Source organism: Clostridium chrysemydis (genome assembly GCF_015234215.1).
Taxonomy (GTDB): Bacteria; Bacillota; Clostridia; order Clostridiales; family Clostridiaceae; genus Clostridium; species Clostridium chrysemydis.
In genome coordinates, this window is record NZ_JADEKP010000003.1 from 109920 (window position 1) to 129391 (window position 19472).

The following is a 19472-nucleotide window of genomic DNA, read 5'->3' on the forward strand; positions in this document are numbered from 1 at the left end:
ATTTTTTTTACACACTTTTAAAAAGGAGATTATAATCTTATTGTTAAATTACTAAAAAGGACATCTATTATATTGTTTTTAACTTCTTTAGTTATAAATACTTATTTATATTTTAGAGGTGGAGAAATAAAATTATTTAACTATATTTTTTGGATAAGTATTTCTTTTTACTTTATATTAACTATTTTTTATGATTTTTATTTGAAGAAACATAGTTAAAAATTTAGCTAATGGATAAGGATTATCCCAAGAAAGTTATTGATAATATGGAATTATTAAGTAGTAATTCCTAAAAAATTAATACTAATTCCAAGGTTTTTTATGAAAATGTTAGATAAATAACAAAAATTCCTTGACTATATTTTAACGTTTATATTATATTATAATTGTTGTTATGTTAAATTAATGTTTAAAATCTATATACGTGCTATAAATTTTAAGGAGTATAATTTATGGCAGTATATTTAGCAGAAGTTATAGGAACAATGCTTTTAATCATCTTAGGTGATGGTGTTGTTGCGAACGTAGTTTTAAAGAAAACTAAAGGAAATAATTCAGGATGGATTGTTATCACAACAGGATGGGCTTTAGCAGTTGCAATTCCAGCGGCTATTTTCACAAGTGTTAGTGGAGCTTTATTTAATCCTGCGTTAACGATTGGACTAGCTTGCGTTGGTCAATTTGCTTGGGGAGAAGTTCTTCCCTTTATTATTGCACAACTTGTAGGAGCATTCCTTGGTGCAATCGTTGTTTATATAGTATATTACAACCATTTTAACGAAACTGAAGACCAAACTTCAAAACTTGGTGTTTTTTGTACAATTCCAGAAATAAGAGATTTAAAAATAAACTTCTTAACTGAGTTTATAGGAACTTTTGTTTTAACTTTCTCTATACTTGGAATCGGAGCTCAAGACTTAGGGTATGGAGTTAAGGTTGTTATAGTTGCATTTTTAATTTGGGCTATAGGTATAAGTCTTGGTGGACCTACTGGTTATGCTATAAACCCAGCTAGAGATTTCGGTCCAAGACTAGCTCACGCTATATTACCAATCAAAGGTAAAGGTGATTCACAGTGGAGTTATGCATGGATTCCTATAGTTGCACCAATACTTGGTTCAATCTGTGGTGCTATAGTTTATACAAATATTTTTTAATAATTAAATTAGAAAAATGGTGTATTTTAAAGTTTTCTTTAAAATACACTTTTTTAACATATATAAGAGTATAAACTTAAATCTACTACAAATTTAAGAGTGCAATTTATCTTAAATCCTTTCAAGTAAGAAAGAGATTAAATAGAACTAGAGGCTAAAAAGCCCCTTTTAAAATACATAAAATAAAATCAAAAGATGAGAATTATAGGAGGATATATGGCTAGTTTACTTGATATTAGAGAAATAATTAATGTTGATACGTTTCAAAAGATTCAAGACGATATTGCAAAAGCTACTGAAAGTTCTATAATCACAGTTGATTATAAAGGTATTCCTGTAACTAAACACAGCAGATGTAGTGAGTATTGTACTCTTATTCGTGAAAAAAAAGAGTTTTCTAAGCTTTGCGAAAAGTGCGACTCAAGAGGTGGTCTTGAAGCTGCAAGAGAAGGAAAGTTTTATATTTATAAATGCCATAGAGGTCTTATAGATGTTGCAGTGCCTATTATAATAGACGGACAATACTTAGGCGCAGTTATGGTAGGGCAAGTACTACTTAAAGATGCTGAAGAACACGACATAGAAAGAGTATTAGTTAAAGACCTTAAGTACGACGAAGATGAAAAAGATAGAATAATAAAAGCTTACGAGAATATCCCTATGTTAAGCTATGAAAAAATCAAATCGATTTCAGAGATGATGTCTCATATAAGTAATTATATAGTTGAAGAAGCTATGCTTAAAAGAACTCAAAACGAGATTTATAAAAAGAATATTGAAATAGCTATAGCAGAGAGAGCTAAACTTGAACTTGAAGAAGAATATAGAGCAATCCAATTAAAAGCACTTCAATCTCAAATAAATCCTCATTTTTTATTTAATGTTTTAAATAGCATATCTTCACTTGCAATAATTGAAGATGCACCTAAAACATCAGATGTAATTTATAATTTATCACATATTTTAAGATATACTCTTAAAAAAGCGAACAAGATAGTAAAAATACAAGAAGAAGTAGATAATATTAAAGCTTATCTTGAGATCCAAAAGGTCAGATTTGAAGATAGGATTAGATATAAGTTAGAAGTAGAAGAAAGCGTAAAAAACTTTCAAATACCTTTTTTAGCTCTTCAAGTATTTGTTGAAAATGCAGTTCTTCACGGTATTGAAGAAAAGGAACAAGGCGGGTATGTTAACGTATTAATTTCTTCATTAGGTGATAATATAAATATAAAAATTGAAGATGATGGGATAGGGATTTTAGAAGATAGACTACTTCAAATAAGAGAAGAAATAAAAAATAGAGATAAGATTGGCTTAGAAAAGATAGGGATTAATAACGTAAATAAAAGAATGTATTATTGCTTTGGAGACGATTATGAAATAAAAATAGATAGTCAAATAAGCAAAGGGACAGAAGTAAACATAATTATTCCGAAAAAAATATAAGGAGATAAGTTATGGTTAATGTAATGGTTGTAGATGATGAAAAGCTTGAAAGAGAAGTTCTAAAAGCTATTTTAGAAAAAAATGAAAGAATTTCTAATGTTTACGAAGCAAAAAACGGTAAAGAAGCTTTAGAAATTAATAGAGAGTTTAATCCTGATATTATATTTATGGATATAAAGATGCCAGGGATAGATGGAGTTAAAGCTTTAGAACTTATAAAAAACGAATATCCAAATAAAAAAGTAGTAATGATCACAGCATATGATGATTTTGAGTTTATACATAAAGTTTTAGTACTTGGAGGAACTGATTATATACTAAAACCTATTAAGCCATCAAACATTATAGATATAGTAAACAATATCATTGACAAAATAAATACTAAATCAGTAGAAGTTTTAAGTGAAGAAGTAATAGTGAAAGAAGACAAAGAAGATCTAATTAAAAAGGGGAAAAAATTTATAAAAGATAATGTTTCAAAGCCTATAAAGCTAGAAGATATCGCATCTTTTTGCAATTTAAGCCCTAGTTATTTTAGTAGATTATTTAAAAAAGAAACTGGAAAAACTGTTATATCATACATAAACGAAGAAAAAATAGAAAAAGCAAAAGAGCTTTTAAAAAATACATATTTACCTATAATAAATATATCTTTAGATTTAGGTTTTGACGATTGCGGGTACTTTATAAGGGTATTTAAGAAAGCAACAGGGGTCACGCCTAAGGTCTTTAGAGAAGAAAAATAACTAAATTTGATAGAGATAAAACAAAAGCGATATGAAAATATCGCTTTTGTCATATAAAAATACAATTAAATAGTACAAATCTGTATAAAAAATAGGATTATTTTAACCTTTTCTAAAAATGGGATAAAATAATCCTATTTTTATCTTTTGCATTAGTCAAAAATTTAACATAACTGTGCGTTATTATTCAATGGCAAAAATGTGACTATGGTTTACAATCTAGACATAGATAAAAAATTAACAAATTAAATTTTTGAAAGCGAGGCTGATTTAAGTGAAATCTAAAAGATTCCAAGTATTATCAGAGCGTCCTGTAAATCAAGACGGACTTATCGGAGAATGGGCAGAAGAAGGATTAATAGCCTTAGATAACCCAAATGATCCTAAATCATCAATAAAAATAGAAAACGGACTAGTTGTAGAATTAGACGGTAAAAAAAGAGAAGACTTTGATATGATAGACAAGTTTATAGCTGATTATGCAATAAACTTAGAGGAAGCTGAAGATGCTATGAAGCTTTCAGCTACAGAAATAGCAAAGAAATTAGTTGATATAAATGTAAGCAGAGATGAGATCGTTAAATTAACAACTGCAATCACTCCAAAGAAAGCTGTTGAAGTAATCGAAGAGATGAACGTAGTTGAGATGATGATGGCTCTTCAAAAAATGAGAGCAAGAAGAACTCCTGCAAACCAATGTCACGTTACAAACGTAAAAGACAACCCAGTACAAATCGCAGCAGATGCAGCTGAAGCAGCACTTAGAGGCTTCGCAGAGCAAGAAACTACAGTAGGTATCGTAAGATATGCACCATTTAATGCACTTGCTATTTTAGTAGGTTCACAAGTTGGTAGAGGTGGAGTTTTAACTCAATGTGCTGTTGAGGAAGCAACTGAACTTGACCTTGGAATGAGAGGACTTACAAGTTATGCAGAAACAGTTTCAGTATACGGAACAGAAGCTGTATTTACAGATGGAGATGATACTCCTTGGTCAAAAGCATTCTTAGCATCAGCTTATGCTTCAAGAGGACTTAAAATGAGATTTACATCAGGAACAGGTTCAGAAGCATTAATGGGATACTCAGAAGGTAAATCAATGCTTTACTTAGAATCAAGATGTATCTACATAACTAAAGGTGCTGGAGTTCAAGGACTTCAAAACGGAGCTGTAAGTTGTATCGGAATGACAGGGGCTGTTCCTTCAGGAATAAGAGCTGTACTTGGAGAAAACTTAATAGCTGCAATGCTTGATATAGAAGTAGCATCAGCAAACGATCAAACTTTCTCACACTCAGATATAAGAAGAACAGCAAGAATGCTTATGCAAATGCTTCCAGGAACAGACTTCATATTCTCAGGATATAGTGCAGTTCCAAACTACGATAATATGTTTGCTGGATCAAACTTTGATGCAGAAGACTTTGATGATTACAACATACTTCAAAGAGACTTAAAAGTTGATGGTGGAGTTAAGCCTGTAACAGAAGAAGAAACTATTAAAGTTAGAAATAAAGCAGCTAGATGTATCCAAGTTATATTTAGAGAATTAGGATTCCCAGATGTAACTGACGAAGAAGTAGAAGCAGCTACTTACTGTCACGGAAGTAAAGAAATGCCAGACAGAAACATAGTAGAAGACTTAAAAGCAGCAGAAGAAATGCTTGAAAGAAGAATCACAGGATTAGATATAATAAAAGCTTTAAGCAAAAATAATCTTGAAGATGTAGCTAACAACTTACTTAACATGCTTAAGCAAAGAGTTACAGGAGATTATCTTCAAACTTCAGCAATACTTGATAAAGACTTTAACGTTATAAGTGCTGTAAATGACATAAATGATTATATGGGACCTGGAACAGGTTACAGATTAGATGGCGAAAGATGGGAAGAAATTAAAAACGTTCCAACTGTAATGCAGCCAGAAGATATTAAGTAGGAGGAGAAGACGGATGGAAAAGACTTTTATACCAGAACTTACTGTAAAGGAAGTTGGAGAAGCTAAGTCAAACGTTAGACCTGACGAAGTTGTTATAGCTTTAGGACCAGCTTTCCACAAACACCAAAACAAAACAATAGTTGATGTACCACATAGCGTAGCATTAATGGAAATGATAGCCGGAGTAGAAGAAGAAGGATTAACTGCAAGAGTAGTTAGAGTAATCAGAACTTCAGACGTATCATTTATGGCTCACGATGCAGCAGAATTAAGTGGATCAGGAATAGGAATCGGAATTCAATCAAAAGGAACTACAGTAATTCACCAAAAAGATTTACTTCCTTTAAATAACTTAGAGTTATTTTCACAAGCTCCACTATTAACTCCTGATACTTACAGATTAATAGGTAAAAACGCAGCAAAATATGCAAAAGGTGAATCACCAACACCAGTACCAGTTAAGAACGACCAAATGGTAAGACCTAAGTTTATGGCTAAAGCTGCATTACTTCACATAAAAGAAACTAAGTATGTAGATAACGGAAAAAAACCACTACAATTAGAAGTTAGCTTCTAAGAAGAAAGGATTGAAAGTATTATGGAAAAATTTACTGCAAAAGATTATCCTCTAACAGCTAAAAGAGGTAATGATATAACAACTCCAACTGGAAAAAAATTAAATGATATTACATTAGATAAAGTTCTAAATGGAGAAATAAACGCAGATGATATAAGAATCTCACCAGAAACTTTAGAGATGCAAGCTCAAATAGCTGAAAGCATGAACAGAGATGCAATCGCTAGAAACTTTAGAAGAGCAGCAGAACTTATAAGCGTTCCAGATGATAGAATACTAGAAATGTATAATGCATTAAGACCTTATCGTTCAACTAAAGAAGATCTATATGTTATAGCTGATGAACTTGAGCATAAATATGGAGCAAAAATAAACGCAGACTTCGTTCGTGAAGCAGCTGGTGTTTATGAGGAAAGAAAGAAGTTAAGAACTGAAGAATAATCAAGTGAGGTGTAACACGTGAAAATCATAGCAGGAATTGATATAGGAAACTCATCTACAGAAACAGCACTTGGTAGGGTAACTAAAGATGGATTTGAATTCTTAAGTAGTGGAATAATTCCAACTACAGGAATCAAAGGAACAGAAGAAAATATAAGAGGTGTAATAGATTCTTTAAATATGGCACTAAAGCGTGCAAATATTACTTTAGAAGAATTAGACCTAGTTAGAATCAACGAAGCTGCACCAGTTATTGGTGATGTAGCTATGGAGACTATAACAGAAACAATAATAACTGAATCTACAATGATAGGTCACAACCCAACAACTCCAGGAGGAATCGGTCTTGGAATCGGGAAAACTATCGATTTAGACAGTTTAGAAGATATAGATGCAAATGATTTAAGTGAAGAAGAAAATGCATTTATACCACTTGTCTTAAAGGAAAAGAGTTTCTTAGAAGCAGTTTATAAAATAAACAAAGCTACTGAGAGAGGATTAAATATTAAGGCTTGTATAGTTCAAAGAGATGACGGAGTTTTAATAAACAATAGATTAAATAAAAAAATACCTATAGTTGATGAAGTATCTCTACTTGAAAAAGTTCCAGTTAACATGAGAGCAGCTGTTGAAGTTGCTGATAAAGGTTCAGTTATAAAGGAATTATCAAACCCTTACGGAATAGCAACTGTTTTTGGACTTACATCAGAAGAAACAAAGATGATAGTACCAGTATCAAGAGCACTTATAGGTAACAGATCAGCTGTAGTTATTAAAACTCCAGAAGGTGATGTTAAAGAAAAGAAAATACCAGCAGGAAAAATAAATATTACTGGATTTAAAAGAAAAGAATCTGTTGACGTTGAAGACGGAGCTAAAAAGATAATGGAAGCTGTAAGTCTTTGTACTCCAATTGAAGATTTAAGAGGAGACTCAGGGTCAAACGTTGGAGGAATGCTTGAAAAAGTAAGAGGAGTTATGGCTGAACTTACTAACCAAAGCGTTACTGATATAAAGATTCAAGACCTTTTAGCAGTAGATACATTTATTCCACAAAGAGTAAAAGGTGGACTTGCTAAGGAGTTTTCAATGGAAAATGCAGTAGGAATTGCTGCTATGGTTAAAGCTCACAAGTTACAAATGCAAATAATTGCAAAAAGCTTAGAAGATAAGCTTAATGTAAAAGTTGAAGTTGGTGGAGTTGAAGCCGATATGGCAATTAGAGGAGCTCTAACAACTCCAGGAACTAGCACACCACTTGCAATATTAGATATGGGAGCAGGCTCAACTGATGCTTCTATAATAAATAAAATGAGAGAAATAAACTCAATTCACTTAGCTGGAGCTGGGAATATGGTTACTATGTTAATTAAATCAGAACTTGGCATAGAAGACTTTAAACTAGCAGAAGACATCAAAAAGTACCCTCTAGCTAAAGCAGAAAGTTTATTCCATATAAGACATGAAGATGGAACAGTAGAATTCTTTGATAAACCACTAGATTCATCAGTGTTTGCAAAGATAGTAATAATAAAAGACGGAAACTTAATCCCAATAGATGGTCAAAATTCTCTTGAAAAAATCAAGAGCGTTAGAAGAACAGCTAAAGAAAGAGTTTTTGTAACTAACTGTTTAAGAGCTTTAAAGAGCGTTTCACCAACAGGAAACATAAGAGACATCGAGTTTGTAGTTTTAGTTGGAGGATCTTCATTAGATTTTGAAATACCAGAACTTGTAACAGATGCACTTTCACATTACGGAGTAGTTGCAGGTAGAGGAAATATAAGAGGAGTAGAAGGACCTAGAAATGCAGTTGCAACAGGACTTGTACTTGCTTATGAAGGAGATGCTTAATTTATGAAAAAAGATTATAGCGCTCCTAGCATAATGGTATTTTTAAATGAAAAAGTAGAAGAAGAAACTATTTTAGAAGTACTTTATGGAATAGAAGAAGAAGGAATCCCTTTTGCCCTAAAAAAAGAAATAGATGATGATTCAAAAAAGTTAGCACATTTAGCATCTAACAGATCAAAACTTTCTGTTGGAATAGGAATAGATTCAAAGGGAAATATAAGTTTAACAACAGATAAATTAAAAGAAGATTCACCATTATTTATTAATAGTTTAAAAAACGGTGAATCTACCCTTAGAAGTCTTGGAGCTAACGGGGCTAGATTAGTAAAAGGTATGCCCCTTAAAAACCTTTAACAAAAGGAGAATTTTTATGAATATCTACACAAAAACAGGTGATAAAGGTCAAACAGCACTTTTTGGAGGAAGCAGAGTTAAAAAATCTGACTTAAAAGTAGAATCTTACGGAACTATAGATGAGTTAATTTCATTTATAGGAATAGCTTACGCTGAAATAGAAGAGAAAAGAGAAAAAGACCTTCTTAGAAAAATTCAAGTAGAGCTATTTATGTTAGGTGCAGAACTTGCAAGTGACGAAAAGGGCTTAGAACTTTTAAAAGATAAGATACAAAAAGAGCATATAGAATGCTTAGAAAACGAAATCGATCACTATATGGAAATAGCAGGACCCTTAAAAGAATTCGTAATACCAGGAAAAAACAAATCATCAGCTTATCTTCACGTAGCTAGAACTATAGCTAGAAGAGCTGAGAGAAACATGACATTACTAGATGAAACTGTTTCTTTAAGAGAAGAAATCAAAAAGTATATTAATAGACTTTCAGATTGCCTATTTGCAGTAGCAAGGTATGAAGAAGTTAAGTAATAAAGGAGGTAACTTTATGAAAAAGTTAAACGAAGTAAAAGAGTTAAGCTTAGAAGTAGTTAAAGAAATGGCTAAAGCAGCTGAAGAAAAGGCTAAAGAAATGAACGTACCAGTTTGTTTTGCAGCTGTAGACAAAGGAGCTAATTTAATGCTTATGCACAGAATGGAAGATGCATTTGTAACAAGCATTGATATAGCTATAAACAAAGCTTTCACAGCAAATTGCTTAAAGCAAGGAACACACGAAATAGCTGAGTGTGTAAAACCAGGAGAAAGCCTTTATGGTTTACAATTAACAAACAACTGTAAGATAGTACCTTTTGGTGGTGGATTCCCAATAAAGGTTGATGGACAAGTTGTTGGAGCAGTTGGCGTAAGTGGCGGAACTGTTGAAGAAGATATGGCTATAGCAACTGCTGCTGTAGAAGCTTTTAATAGAGCATAATAATTTAAGCTAATATATATTTTAATTTATATAAATAACAGATAAAATGGAGGAAATAAAAATGAGAATGTATGATTATTTAGTACCAAGCGTAAACTTTATGGGAGCAAACTCAATAACTGTAGTTGGAGAAAGATGTAAAATCTTGGGTGGAAAAAAAGCTCTTATAGTTACAGATAAATTCTTAAGAAGCATGAAAGGTGGAGCTGTTGAATTAACAGAGAAATACCTTAAAGAAGCAGGAATAGAAGTTGCTTACTATGATGGAGTAGAGCCAAATCCAAAAGATACTAACGTAAGAGATGGATTAGAAGTATTCAAAAAGGAAAACTGTGATATGATCGTAACAGTTGGTGGAGGAAGCTCACACGACTGTGGTAAAGGAATCGGTATCGCTGCAACTCACGAAGGAGATTTATATGACTATGCAGGTATAGAAACTTTAACTAATGCATTACCTCCAATCGTTGCTGTAAACACAACTGCTGGAACTGCATCAGAAGTTACAAGACACTGCGTTATCACAAACACAAAAACTAAAGTTAAATTCGTTATCGTAAGCTGGAGAAACCTTCCTCAAGTTTCAATAAACGACCCAATATTAATGGTTGGAAAACCTGCTGGATTAACTGCTGCAACAGGAATGGACGCTTTAACTCACGCTGTTGAAGCTTACGTATCAAAAGATGCTAACCCTGTAACAGATGCTGCTGCTATCCAAGCTATCAAATTAATATCACAAAACTTAAGACAAGCTGTAGCACTAGGAGAAAACTTAGTAGCTAGAGAAAACATGGCGTACGGTTCATTACTTGCAGGTATGGCATTTAACAATGCAAACTTAGGATATGTTCACGCTATGGCTCACCAATTAGGTGGATTATATGACATGCCACACGGAGTAGCAAACGCTATGTTATTACCACACGTATGTAAATACAACTTAATAGCCAACCCACAAAAATTCGCTGATATAGCTGAGTTTATGGGAGAAAACATCACTGGATTATCAGTAATGGACGCTGCACAAAAAGCAATCGATGCTATGTTCAGATTATCACAAGATATCGGAATCCCAGCTAGATTAAGAGATAAAGGAATCAAAGAAGAAGATTTCGAATACATGGCTGAAATGGCACTTAAAGATGGAAATGCTTTCTCAAACCCAAGAAAAGGTAACGAAAGAGACATCGTTGAAATATTCAAAGCTGCATTCTAATTGGAAAATAGCTTAAAGTAAACATTAATAAATTAAAAATAACGCACGATATATAGATTTTAAACAACAACAACATATAACAACAAACATAAAACCACTTTGATTTACGCAAGGTGGTTTTTATGTATTTTAAAGTATAAGAATTTGTAGAAAAGGGGTTAGTTAAATTAAAAGATTTTATGATTTAAAACTACCAGTGCTTAGCTGTAGCATAGGGCTTAAATAATAGCATTCTCTATGGAATAATAAAAAAATTTTAAATTCAAAAAAACTACACCATTGTTACGAGAAATTATTGGTACAAGGGATTTTCGCTATATGTGGGTAAATTTTTGATGTTTTGGACAAGTAAAAATTATTTAGACAAACTATAAAAACTGAATCATAGTAGACAAGTAGTTACGCTAAGGACAAGCTATTGAAGCATACTTATATTAGGATTAAAGTAAAAGTAAAACTAAATTACTTTTATACAAAAAATAGAACTAATAAGATTAGATAAAATAGTATGTTTTTCATAGGATCCTTCGTAAATATAAACAAACCAATTCAAATAAACTTGAAGATATTTTGTAGCAACGCTTCTGAATTTTCTAAGCCATCTTCTTAAATTCAATATAAAATCAGAACAACTACTAAGTAAAGTTTCACTTTCTTCTTTAGAAATTTCTAATTCTTTATTTTTATGAAGAGCGTAGTTTAATTTTTTTGATACAAGATAAGAAAATCTATCTTTACCTGGTAAAAAGTAAGTATTAAATACAGGATTAAACTCATTTAATAAATTCTCTATAGATTCCTTTGTAGGGCTCATAGAATCAAAGGATATCTTAGCTAGAGAGTAATTGTTTTTATTAATAGTAGTAGCTACGAAGATATTTTTTCTTCTAGAGATAGTGCAGACAGGGGGAGTCTTTTGCCCCTTAAAGTTTTCTAAGAACTTAGGATGTCTCATAGCTGTAACTATATGAGTTCTTCTAGAATCTGTATAAGTTTCTATATGTTTAAGTATTTTATGTCTCCATCTAAACGATGTTTCTATACAAATATTTAATCTATCTGCGCAATCTCTTATAGTAGCCCCAGATAACATAAGACGAGTGTATTTATCCCAAAGGTTTACGCTTTTTCTAGTGTTATGCCAGACAAGTCCTGTTCCTTCATTAAAGGTTTTAAGACAATCTTTGCATTGGTACCTTTGGATATTCCTATATTTACCGTATTTAATAAAATGTTTTGAATCACAATGGGGACAAGCCGATGTATGTACCATAATCTCACCTCGAAAAATTCTGTAATTTTTAGTTATTTTGATTATGGACATAAAAAAGTGCCTTTATTCAGGTGATTTTGGGAAAATACCAACAAAGAAGCAAAACAATGTTGTAGTGGAATTGAGAATTACTAAAAAAGTATATTAGTGGAGGTGCCTTTAAATATTTAACATACTATTTTAAAAAAGGAATATTATGTTAAAATGGTATTGAGTATATTGGGCAAGGGGCATACCTTACAAGAGTCAAAAATAGTACAGAAAAATAAGGAGGGATGCCATATGATTAAAAAGTTTATTAAACATATGAGAAGAAGATTTAGTGGTATTACCTTAAATATTGGCATAATTGGATTTAACTTTGATAGTTCTGGCTCTTGTCGAGTATATTATTTAAAGTGAATAAATTATATGATAAATCTAAGTTCTAATGAAATTTGATACTATTTAAAGGAGTGGTAGGAAGTTTGAAATTTATAGTAGAACCATTTAAAGGAGCTAAACCAATACTATTTAATATGACTAGTAAGGAGATAGAAGCGATAGTTTCTATTAAACCATTTAAATTTGTAAAGACTGATGAAGATAGTGTAATTACAGATGACTTTGAAAAATTTCATATATATTATGATGATGAATATATATGTCAAGGTATAGAAATATTTCAAGAAGATAATAGTGTTTATTTCCAAGATAAAGATTTATTTAATATGACATTTAAAGAAATAGAGAAGTTGCTTAAAAATAGTGATAACGAAATTGAATACGATGAAGGGATTACTTCAAAAAAATTCGGTATAAGCATTTATGCACCTGATTATAAAGAAGAACCTAATAGTAAAGTTGAAGCGATTCTTATTTTTTCTAAAGATTATTAAAAATAAAGAGAAAATGTACTTAAACATTTTCTCTTTTAAGATAAATATAGATGCTATATTATAAGTTATTAATATCTTTAACTATTAAAGTTTTTTGTGCAGGAGTTAAGTTTTCATATTCTTTTTTTAGAGCATCTTTATTTTTATCAGTAACATTTTCTAGTTTTGTATTAAATTCATCTGCTATTTTAAAGTCATTATCTACAGATTCTTTAGTTTCTCCGTATGCTTTTAATGTAGCTAAAGATACTAATAGTTTTTCTTTGTTAGATACCTTATCTTGGTCTTCTTTAGATAACTTTTCAAAATCTTCATTTACCTTATCTACTTCTGACTTTTGGTTTTCAGTAAGATAAGCTGGACTTGGTAATTTATCTATTGATTCTTTTACAGTATCAACAGTTATACCAGAAGTTTCGCAGCCAACTAACCCAAAAGAAAAAATAGAAAGACATAAAACTAAAAATAAAGCTTTTTTATTAAATCTAGTATTTTTCATAAAAATCCCCCCTATAATTTAGAATTATGCTTAACAGGAGTTTGGGCAGTAGTTGCAACGATTAATTTATCATTTAACTCTTTAGTTTTCTCTTGAGCATAATTTGCCATTTTTTCAGTATATTTGTTCATCTCTTCAGAAGCTTTTTTAGGATCTTTTTTAACTAAATCTTTAAAGTGCTCTGTATTTTTATTTAATTCTTCATCAAGTTTTGACTCTAAAGCAGTACTTAAAGGTTTAGTATACATTCCTTGGAACTTATCATAATAAGGCTTAGTCATAGCTGCAGACTTTCTGTAAGTCCAATAAGCTGATTCATCATCAGGCTTGTCAGTTCCTTTTTGATAATCTTTAGGTGTTTCTGTTATACCAGAGTAAAAAGGAACATAAGTGCTTCTATCTGATACTCCTAAAGCTAAGTATTGAATACAGCCCACTTCTTTAGGTAAGTTTTGTTTACATTGAAGTATGTGTGATTCCATAGTTTGAGGAACACTTATCGGTCTATATTGATCCTTGTATTCTCCAAACGGATCATAAGGAGTTCCATCAAAGTGAGAACGAAGGACGGTTTTAACATCGTCTATAGAAACTTTTTGATCAGGTTTTAAAAAAGTTTCAAAATCATGGCTTGTGATTTTTTGCTCCTTTGAGGGAGTTAAAATTCTTTGACCATCCCACATCCTTGGATAATTATATTTTACATCTTCTTCATTGTCAGTCCCATAAGCTAATTTAAAGCTAAATCCGCCATCAGTTTTGTCATTATAAAGCCCATTGTCTTTTGCAAATTCTATTAAATCTTTAGAACCTAAAAAGTTTTCAGTATCATTTAAATCAACGTTTCCTATAACTAGTTTGTTTGGAATAACTGCGTAGCAATCATCAGGAACCCTTTTAGCTACCCAGTGGTGTCCAGAACCATTTTCTACATACCATATTTCATTTTTATCAGATATTATAGTTCCGTTAACTTCACTAGCTCCTTTAGTTTCTATTATTTTTCCTAGAAGCTCAGCTCCTTCTCTTGCAGTTTTAGCTCTTCCTAAAAGGATTGTAGCTATAGAATCTTCCCCAATACCATTTTCTACTAAGGGGTCAGCCTTTAAAGCTTTATCGTTTGCAGTAGCACTTTCAGTAGCACTAACGCAAACACCATTAGTATTTATCCCATCTTCATAATAGTTACCAGCACTTTGATCCCAATCGGGAGTTGCTGTGTATTTAAGGGTTTCTTTTGGCATAGGGTATGTAAATCCATTTCCTTTAGATACGTACATATCACCATCTTTAAAAGTTTCACTTGGAACTACTACAAATCTTTTAGTCCAAGCAGTTTTAGCATCCTCATTTCTAGCTATAATTGTAGAACCATCTATAGTTGCATCTTTGCCGACTAAAACAGTAGTGCAAGCATAAGTTGCAAGAGGAATTGTTGCAGTTATAATTAATGTAGAAATAAGTGAAATTAAAAATTTTTTTAACATACTATCACCTCTCATACCTTCTGTAATTTAATTTTATTCCTCTAAAATTATCAAAACAACAAAAATAATAAACGTTTACACTAAGTTTTGCTTTTAAAGTTTAAAGAGAAAATTTTATAAAAAATATCTTTTAAAAATTTGTCTAATTTATATAAAAGTGAGGGAAAAATTTCAAAATAAATACAATACCTTTATAAAAAGCACAGAAAATGTTAAATGTTCGCTATATATGAACAAAATATTAACAAATTCATTGACATGTCACAATTTGTTAAATTAAAATGAATTTAAAGAATGGATTTTTAAAGAAATACAAGATATGGTTAAAATTCATTATTTATTACTACATATAGTTTAAACGCAGTAAGGGTTATATCAAAGAAATGGGAAGATTATAATTAAAAATTATAATATAAATTGAATATCTTAAGGGGAGAAGTGAAGGTATGAAAAGAAAATTTTTAGCAATGGCACTTGCAACTGTTATGACAGCTTCTATTTTTGTAGGCTGTGGTAGTGACAAAAAGGAAGGTTCTTCTGATAAAGATACTACTAAGTTAGTAACTGAAATAAAAGAACCTGTAACTATTGAAATGTGGCACTACATGAATGGAAAACAACAGGAAGTATTAAATGGTCTTATTGATGAGTTCAATAAAACTAATGGTAAAAATATAACTGTTAAGGGTGTAAGCCAAGGTTCTATTCCAGACTTAAATAAAAAGGTTGTAACAGCATCACAATCAAATTCATTACCAGCTATAATAAACGTTTATCCAGACGTAGTTACTGGTTTAATTGAAGGTGGGAAAATTTTTGATTTATCAGGGTATGTAAATAGTCCTGAAGTAGGTATGGCAGAAGATATTAAAAACGACTTTATTCCATCATTTGTAGAAGAAGTTAGTCAATGGGAAGGCAAGCAATATGGAATGCCTTTAACAAAATCTACAGAAGTAGTTTATGTTAACAAAACTCTTTTAGAAAAGCTTGGATATAAAGTAGAAGATATTCAAAACATGACAATGGACAAATTAATTGAAGTATCTAAAAAAGCAAAAGAGAAACTAGATATTCCAGGATTCGGTTTTGATAGTAGTTCAAATGCTTTCATTTCATCATTAAAAATGGATGGAAAAGATTTCGTTGAAATAGACGGTAAAGTTAATGTAGATAACGATTGGGTTAAAGAATTTATGAAATTCTACCAAGAAAACAACCAAAAAGGATATTTAAGAATTCCAGGAGAAGATAAATACCTTTCAGGTCCTTTCTCAAACCAAAAAGTTTTAATGTACCAAGGTTCAACAGCGGGTGCATCACATATTAAAACTGATGGTAAGTTTGAAATCGCTGTAGTTGAAGCCCCAGTATTTAAAGATAAGAAAAATGCAGTTATCCAACAAGGTGCTTCATTATTTGTAACAAACGATGTTAAAGCAGAACAGCAATATGCAGCTTATGAGTTCATCAAATTCATGACAAACAAAGAAAACAGTGCAAAATTCGCTGTAGAAACTGGATACTTACCAGTTAGAAAATCATCAGCAGATACAGATGTAGTTAAAAAGGCTATAGAGAAAAAGGATTCATTATACGGTGCAATTTATCCAGTAGCTCAAAAATCTTTAGAGTATTCTTACTACACACCAGCTGTAAACAATGCTCAATCAGCTAGAAATGTAGCTATGGAAAAATATGATGCATTTATGAAAGGCGACATAAAAGACGCAGATACTCTTGTAAAAGAATTACAAGCAGATGTTACTACTTCAATAGGTAGAAAATAAATTACAAAAAAGCTATTGTACAAACAATTTGTACAATAGCTTTTTTTAATCTTCCGTTCTTATATAAGTTACTTGAACTATATCTCCAAAAGTCTCTTTTTTGATTAAAGTTAATTGAGTTAAAGGTCTATTATCTTTAAATAAAGATATTCCACCACCTAGTATAGTTGGAATTATTGAGACTATGTATTCATCTATTAGGTTTTGTTTTATAAATTCGTCGATAAGTTCAGCTCCGCCTAAAAGCCAAATATCCCTACCGTCATTTTTTCTTATGTCCTTTAAGAATTCAGCTGCATTTCTGTTTACAACTTTAATATTCTCACAAGCCTTTTCTAGAGTTTGTGAAAATACATAGGCATCCATATCTTTGTATGGCCAGTTTCCAAAGGTTAAAATTTGCTCATAGCTCTTTCTACCCATGATTACAGTATCTACAGTTTGAGAAAACTCACAAAAACCATTATCGCTACCGTCGCCTTGAACTTGATTAAGCCAATCCACGCCGCCATTAATATCTGCTATATATCCGTCTAAAGACATCGCAACATACAGTACACATTTTCTTTTATCCATAAGTCTTCCTCCTAAACGACAATAATGCATTTATTATAGCATCTAAATGATTTGTAGCCTAGAGGTAAATTAATAATAAATTATTAATAATATTTACTAATCATGACCTATAATATCTTTAATTTCATTTTTATAAGGATCAGCTTTAGCACCAAAGATTGCTTGAATTCCGTTTCCAACTTCAACAACTCCAGCTGCACCTAAATCTTTAAGGGCATCTTTATCAACTTTGCCTTTATCATTAACTTCAACTCTAAGCCTAGTTATACAAGCGTCGACACTTACGATATTTTCTTCTCCACCTAAAGCGGCTAAAACTAAAGGTGCATTATCTTTAATTTCACTTCCAGTAGAAGCAGCTCTAGATAAGCCTACAGCGCCAGCTGCAGCAGTTGCGCCTGCGATTCCAGACTTTTCTCTAAAGTCTTCCTTACTATAAAGTTTATCTTCAGTAGATTCGTCTCTTCCTGGAGTTTTTAAATCTAGTTTTTTAATTAAGAAAAGGAATACGAAGTAATAAACTATAGCGTAAGCTATACCTACTAAAACTATCATAAGCCAGTTAGTTGGAACTCCAGCGCCTGAAGGTAATAGTCCAAATAAAGTAAAGTCAATTATACCTCCAGAGAAAGTCATTCCGACAAATACGTTTAGCATATCCATAAGTAAAAAGGATATCCCAGCTAAGACGGCATGAACTGCGTAAAGTGCAGGTGCAACAAAAAGGAATGTAAACTCTATAGGCTCAGTAATACCTGTAAGCATAGCTGTAATTCCAGCTGAAAGGAGAAGTGAACCTACTATCTTCTTTTTAGAAGGAAGGGCAGCTCTATACATAGCAAAAGCGGCAGCAGGTAGACCAAATATCATAAATGGGAATTTACCTGCCATAAACCTAGTAGTTCCAGAAACTACAGTTCGCATAGTTTCAGAACTTGCACCAACTAAATCATTAAGGCTTGATAATTGAGCAAAGTATGCAGTATTAGCACCATCTATAACTTTCCAAGCACCATCTACTAGGATGTTTGCTTGAACGAAAGAACCAAACCAAAATGGAGTATAGAATACGTGGTGAAGTCCAAATGGAATTAAGGATCTCTCAATAAGTCCGTAGAAGAAGGTTCCTATAAATCCAGCTTCACGAACGAACTCAGCAAGAAGGGAAATACCATCTTGGACTAAAGGCCAAAGGAAGGCTAAAAGAGCTCCAACAAAAGCCATAACTATTGAAGTTATTATAGGGACAAACCTAGCTCCAGCAAAAAAGCCAAGTATTTGAGGAAGTTCTATTCTATGATACCTGTTATGTAAAATAGCAGTTATAATTCCTGAAATAATACCACCAAACACAGACATATTAAGAGTAAAGATTCCAAGGTTTGTAGTTACGTACGCACCGTAATCTCCTACAGCATCCTTTGTTACTACACCTAGTTGTGTGTAGCCTAGTGAAAGAAGTGTTGAGATAACTTGATTCATTATAAGAAATCCAAAAACAGAAGCTAAAGCTGCTGTTCCTTTGTCTTTGTTTGCAAGACCGATAGCTACTCCAACAGAGAAAAGTAAAGGTAAGTTACCAAATACGATATCTCCAATATTTTTCATTATAGTTAATATAGAGGTAACTACTGGGATGTTTACGAAGGAGATTAATGGCTCGTAGATGGAAGGGGCATTATCGAGTCCAGCTATACCTAGTAAGGCACCACCAATTCCAAGCAGTATTCCCGCTATAGGTAAAGCTGCAATTGGTAGCATAATAGCTTTACCTATTCTTTGTAAAGTTTGTAACATTTTAAATCCTCCTTTAAAATAATCTAAATATAAAATATTTTACAAAGGGTAGTATGCGCAAAAGTTAGGACTTAAATACAAACATTATTTAAAGGATACATTTTAGATTTAATCTAATTCTAAGTTTTCTTATACATAAAAAAGTAGCTGTGCTACGCTATCTAATAACCTCTTTTTTTTAATTTAAAAACCCTTAATGAAGTATTTAAATTCAAGTTCTTGATAACTATAATTTTTATGTTATTCTACACATTAAAAAAAGTGGCTTTAGCCACGCTATCTAATAACCTCTCTTTTTTAATTTAAAAACCCTTATTGAAGTATTTAAATTCAAGTTCTTGATAACTATAATTTTTATGATTTTCTACACGTTAAAAAAGAAGAGCTAATAAAATAGCTCTTCTTTACCAAAAAGGGTTTAACACAATTTAAAATTTATGGTTTATATATTTAAGGTTTTGA

General features: G+C 31.6%; 18 protein-coding genes. 13 read left to right on the forward strand and 5 right to left on the reverse strand.

The features are described 5' to 3' along the window. The first annotated feature begins 452 nt into the window (after positions 1-452). The 11 genes from INR60_RS10625 to dhaT all read left to right on the forward strand — a co-directional run bounded on the left by INR60_RS10625 (position 453) and on the right by dhaT (position 10710). A complete protein-coding gene (locus INR60_RS10625) occupies positions 453-1157 on the forward strand; it encodes an MIP/aquaporin family protein (RefSeq protein WP_194191509.1) in 705 nt (234 codons plus the stop codon). Between the two features lie 216 nt (positions 1158-1373). Next, a complete protein-coding gene (locus INR60_RS10630; RefSeq protein ID WP_194191510.1) occupies positions 1374-2606 on the forward strand; it encodes a sensor histidine kinase in 1233 nt (410 codons plus the stop codon). An 11-nt stretch (positions 2607-2617) separates the two neighbouring features. After that, positions 2618-3352, forward strand: coding sequence for a response regulator (locus tag INR60_RS10635; protein WP_194191511.1), 735 nt, complete (start codon positions 2618-2620; stop codon positions 3350-3352). A 274-nt stretch (positions 3353-3626) separates the two neighbouring features. Then, positions 3627-5291 (forward strand): propanediol/glycerol family dehydratase large subunit, encoded by a 1665-nt coding sequence (locus tag INR60_RS10640; protein ID WP_194191512.1) that lies wholly within the window; start codon positions 3627-3629, stop codon positions 5289-5291. Between the two features lie 13 nt (positions 5292-5304). Beyond that, positions 5305-5868: a propanediol/glycerol family dehydratase medium subunit gene (locus tag INR60_RS10645; RefSeq protein ID WP_194191513.1), complete on the forward strand. Its 564-nt coding sequence runs from the start codon at positions 5305-5307 to the stop codon at positions 5866-5868. A gap of 21 nt (positions 5869-5889) precedes the next feature. Next, positions 5890-6309: a diol dehydratase small subunit gene (locus INR60_RS10650; RefSeq protein WP_194191514.1), complete on the forward strand. Its 420-nt coding sequence runs from the start codon at positions 5890-5892 to the stop codon at positions 6307-6309. An 18-nt stretch (positions 6310-6327) separates the two neighbouring features. Then, the gene (locus tag INR60_RS10655) at positions 6328-8163 is read left to right on the forward strand and encodes a diol dehydratase reactivase subunit alpha (RefSeq protein ID WP_194191515.1); all 1836 of its coding nucleotides are present in this window, start codon (positions 6328-6330) and stop codon (positions 8161-8163) included. 3 nt (positions 8164-8166) lie between these two features. Continuing rightward, positions 8167-8517, forward strand: a complete 351-nt coding sequence (locus INR60_RS10660) for a glycerol dehydratase reactivase beta/small subunit family protein (protein WP_194191516.1) — start codon at positions 8167-8169, stop codon at positions 8515-8517. Between the two features lie 16 nt (positions 8518-8533). Further along, positions 8534-9046: a cob(I)yrinic acid a,c-diamide adenosyltransferase gene (locus INR60_RS10665; protein WP_194191517.1), complete on the forward strand. Its 513-nt coding sequence runs from the start codon at positions 8534-8536 to the stop codon at positions 9044-9046. A gap of 16 nt (positions 9047-9062) precedes the next feature. Continuing rightward, on the forward strand, positions 9063-9491 hold the full coding sequence (locus tag INR60_RS10670) for a GlcG/HbpS family heme-binding protein (protein WP_194191518.1): 429 nt from the start codon (positions 9063-9065) through the stop codon (positions 9489-9491). 55 nt (positions 9492-9546) lie between these two features. Next, the gene (gene dhaT / locus INR60_RS10675) at positions 9547-10710 is read left to right on the forward strand and encodes a 1,3-propanediol dehydrogenase (protein WP_194191639.1); all 1164 of its coding nucleotides are present in this window, start codon (positions 9547-9549) and stop codon (positions 10708-10710) included. 457 nt (positions 10711-11167) lie between these two features. Here dhaT and INR60_RS10680 read toward each other — a convergent pair whose 3' ends face one another. After that, positions 11168-11983: an IS1/IS1595 family N-terminal zinc-binding domain-containing protein gene (locus INR60_RS10680; RefSeq protein WP_194191519.1), complete on the reverse strand. Its 816-nt coding sequence runs from the start codon at positions 11981-11983 to the stop codon at positions 11168-11170. 467 nt (positions 11984-12450) lie between these two features. On the opposite strand from INR60_RS10680, the gene INR60_RS10685 reads away from it, so the two are divergent. Beyond that, entirely contained in the window at positions 12451-12861 is a 411-nt protein-coding gene (locus INR60_RS10685; protein WP_194191520.1) for a hypothetical protein, read from the forward strand. A 58-nt stretch (positions 12862-12919) separates the two neighbouring features. On the opposite strand, the gene INR60_RS10690 is transcribed toward INR60_RS10685, so the two are convergent. Further along, the gene (locus INR60_RS10690) at positions 12920-13360 is read right to left on the reverse strand and encodes a hypothetical protein (RefSeq protein WP_194191521.1); all 441 of its coding nucleotides are present in this window, start codon (positions 13358-13360) and stop codon (positions 12920-12922) included. 11 nt (positions 13361-13371) lie between these two features. Further along, complete coding sequence (locus tag INR60_RS10695; protein ID WP_207729561.1) at positions 13372-14847, reverse strand: C69 family dipeptidase; 1476 nt, start codon at positions 14845-14847, stop codon at positions 13372-13374. A 446-nt stretch (positions 14848-15293) separates the two neighbouring features. On the opposite strand from INR60_RS10695, the gene INR60_RS10700 reads away from it, so the two are divergent. Beyond that, positions 15294-16637, forward strand: a complete 1344-nt coding sequence (locus INR60_RS10700) for an ABC transporter substrate-binding protein (protein WP_194191523.1) — start codon at positions 15294-15296, stop codon at positions 16635-16637. A gap of 45 nt (positions 16638-16682) precedes the next feature. Here the strand turns inward: INR60_RS10700 and INR60_RS10705 are convergent, their stop codons facing one another. Both INR60_RS10705 and INR60_RS10710 read right to left on the reverse strand, forming a co-directional pair. Beyond that, the gene (locus INR60_RS10705; RefSeq protein WP_194191524.1) at positions 16683-17213 is read right to left on the reverse strand and encodes a dihydrofolate reductase family protein; all 531 of its coding nucleotides are present in this window, start codon (positions 17211-17213) and stop codon (positions 16683-16685) included. Between the two features lie 96 nt (positions 17214-17309). After that, positions 17310-19010 (reverse strand): PTS transporter subunit EIIC, encoded by a 1701-nt coding sequence (locus tag INR60_RS10710; protein WP_194191525.1) that lies wholly within the window; start codon positions 19008-19010, stop codon positions 17310-17312. Between the last annotated feature and the right edge of the window lie 462 nt (positions 19011-19472).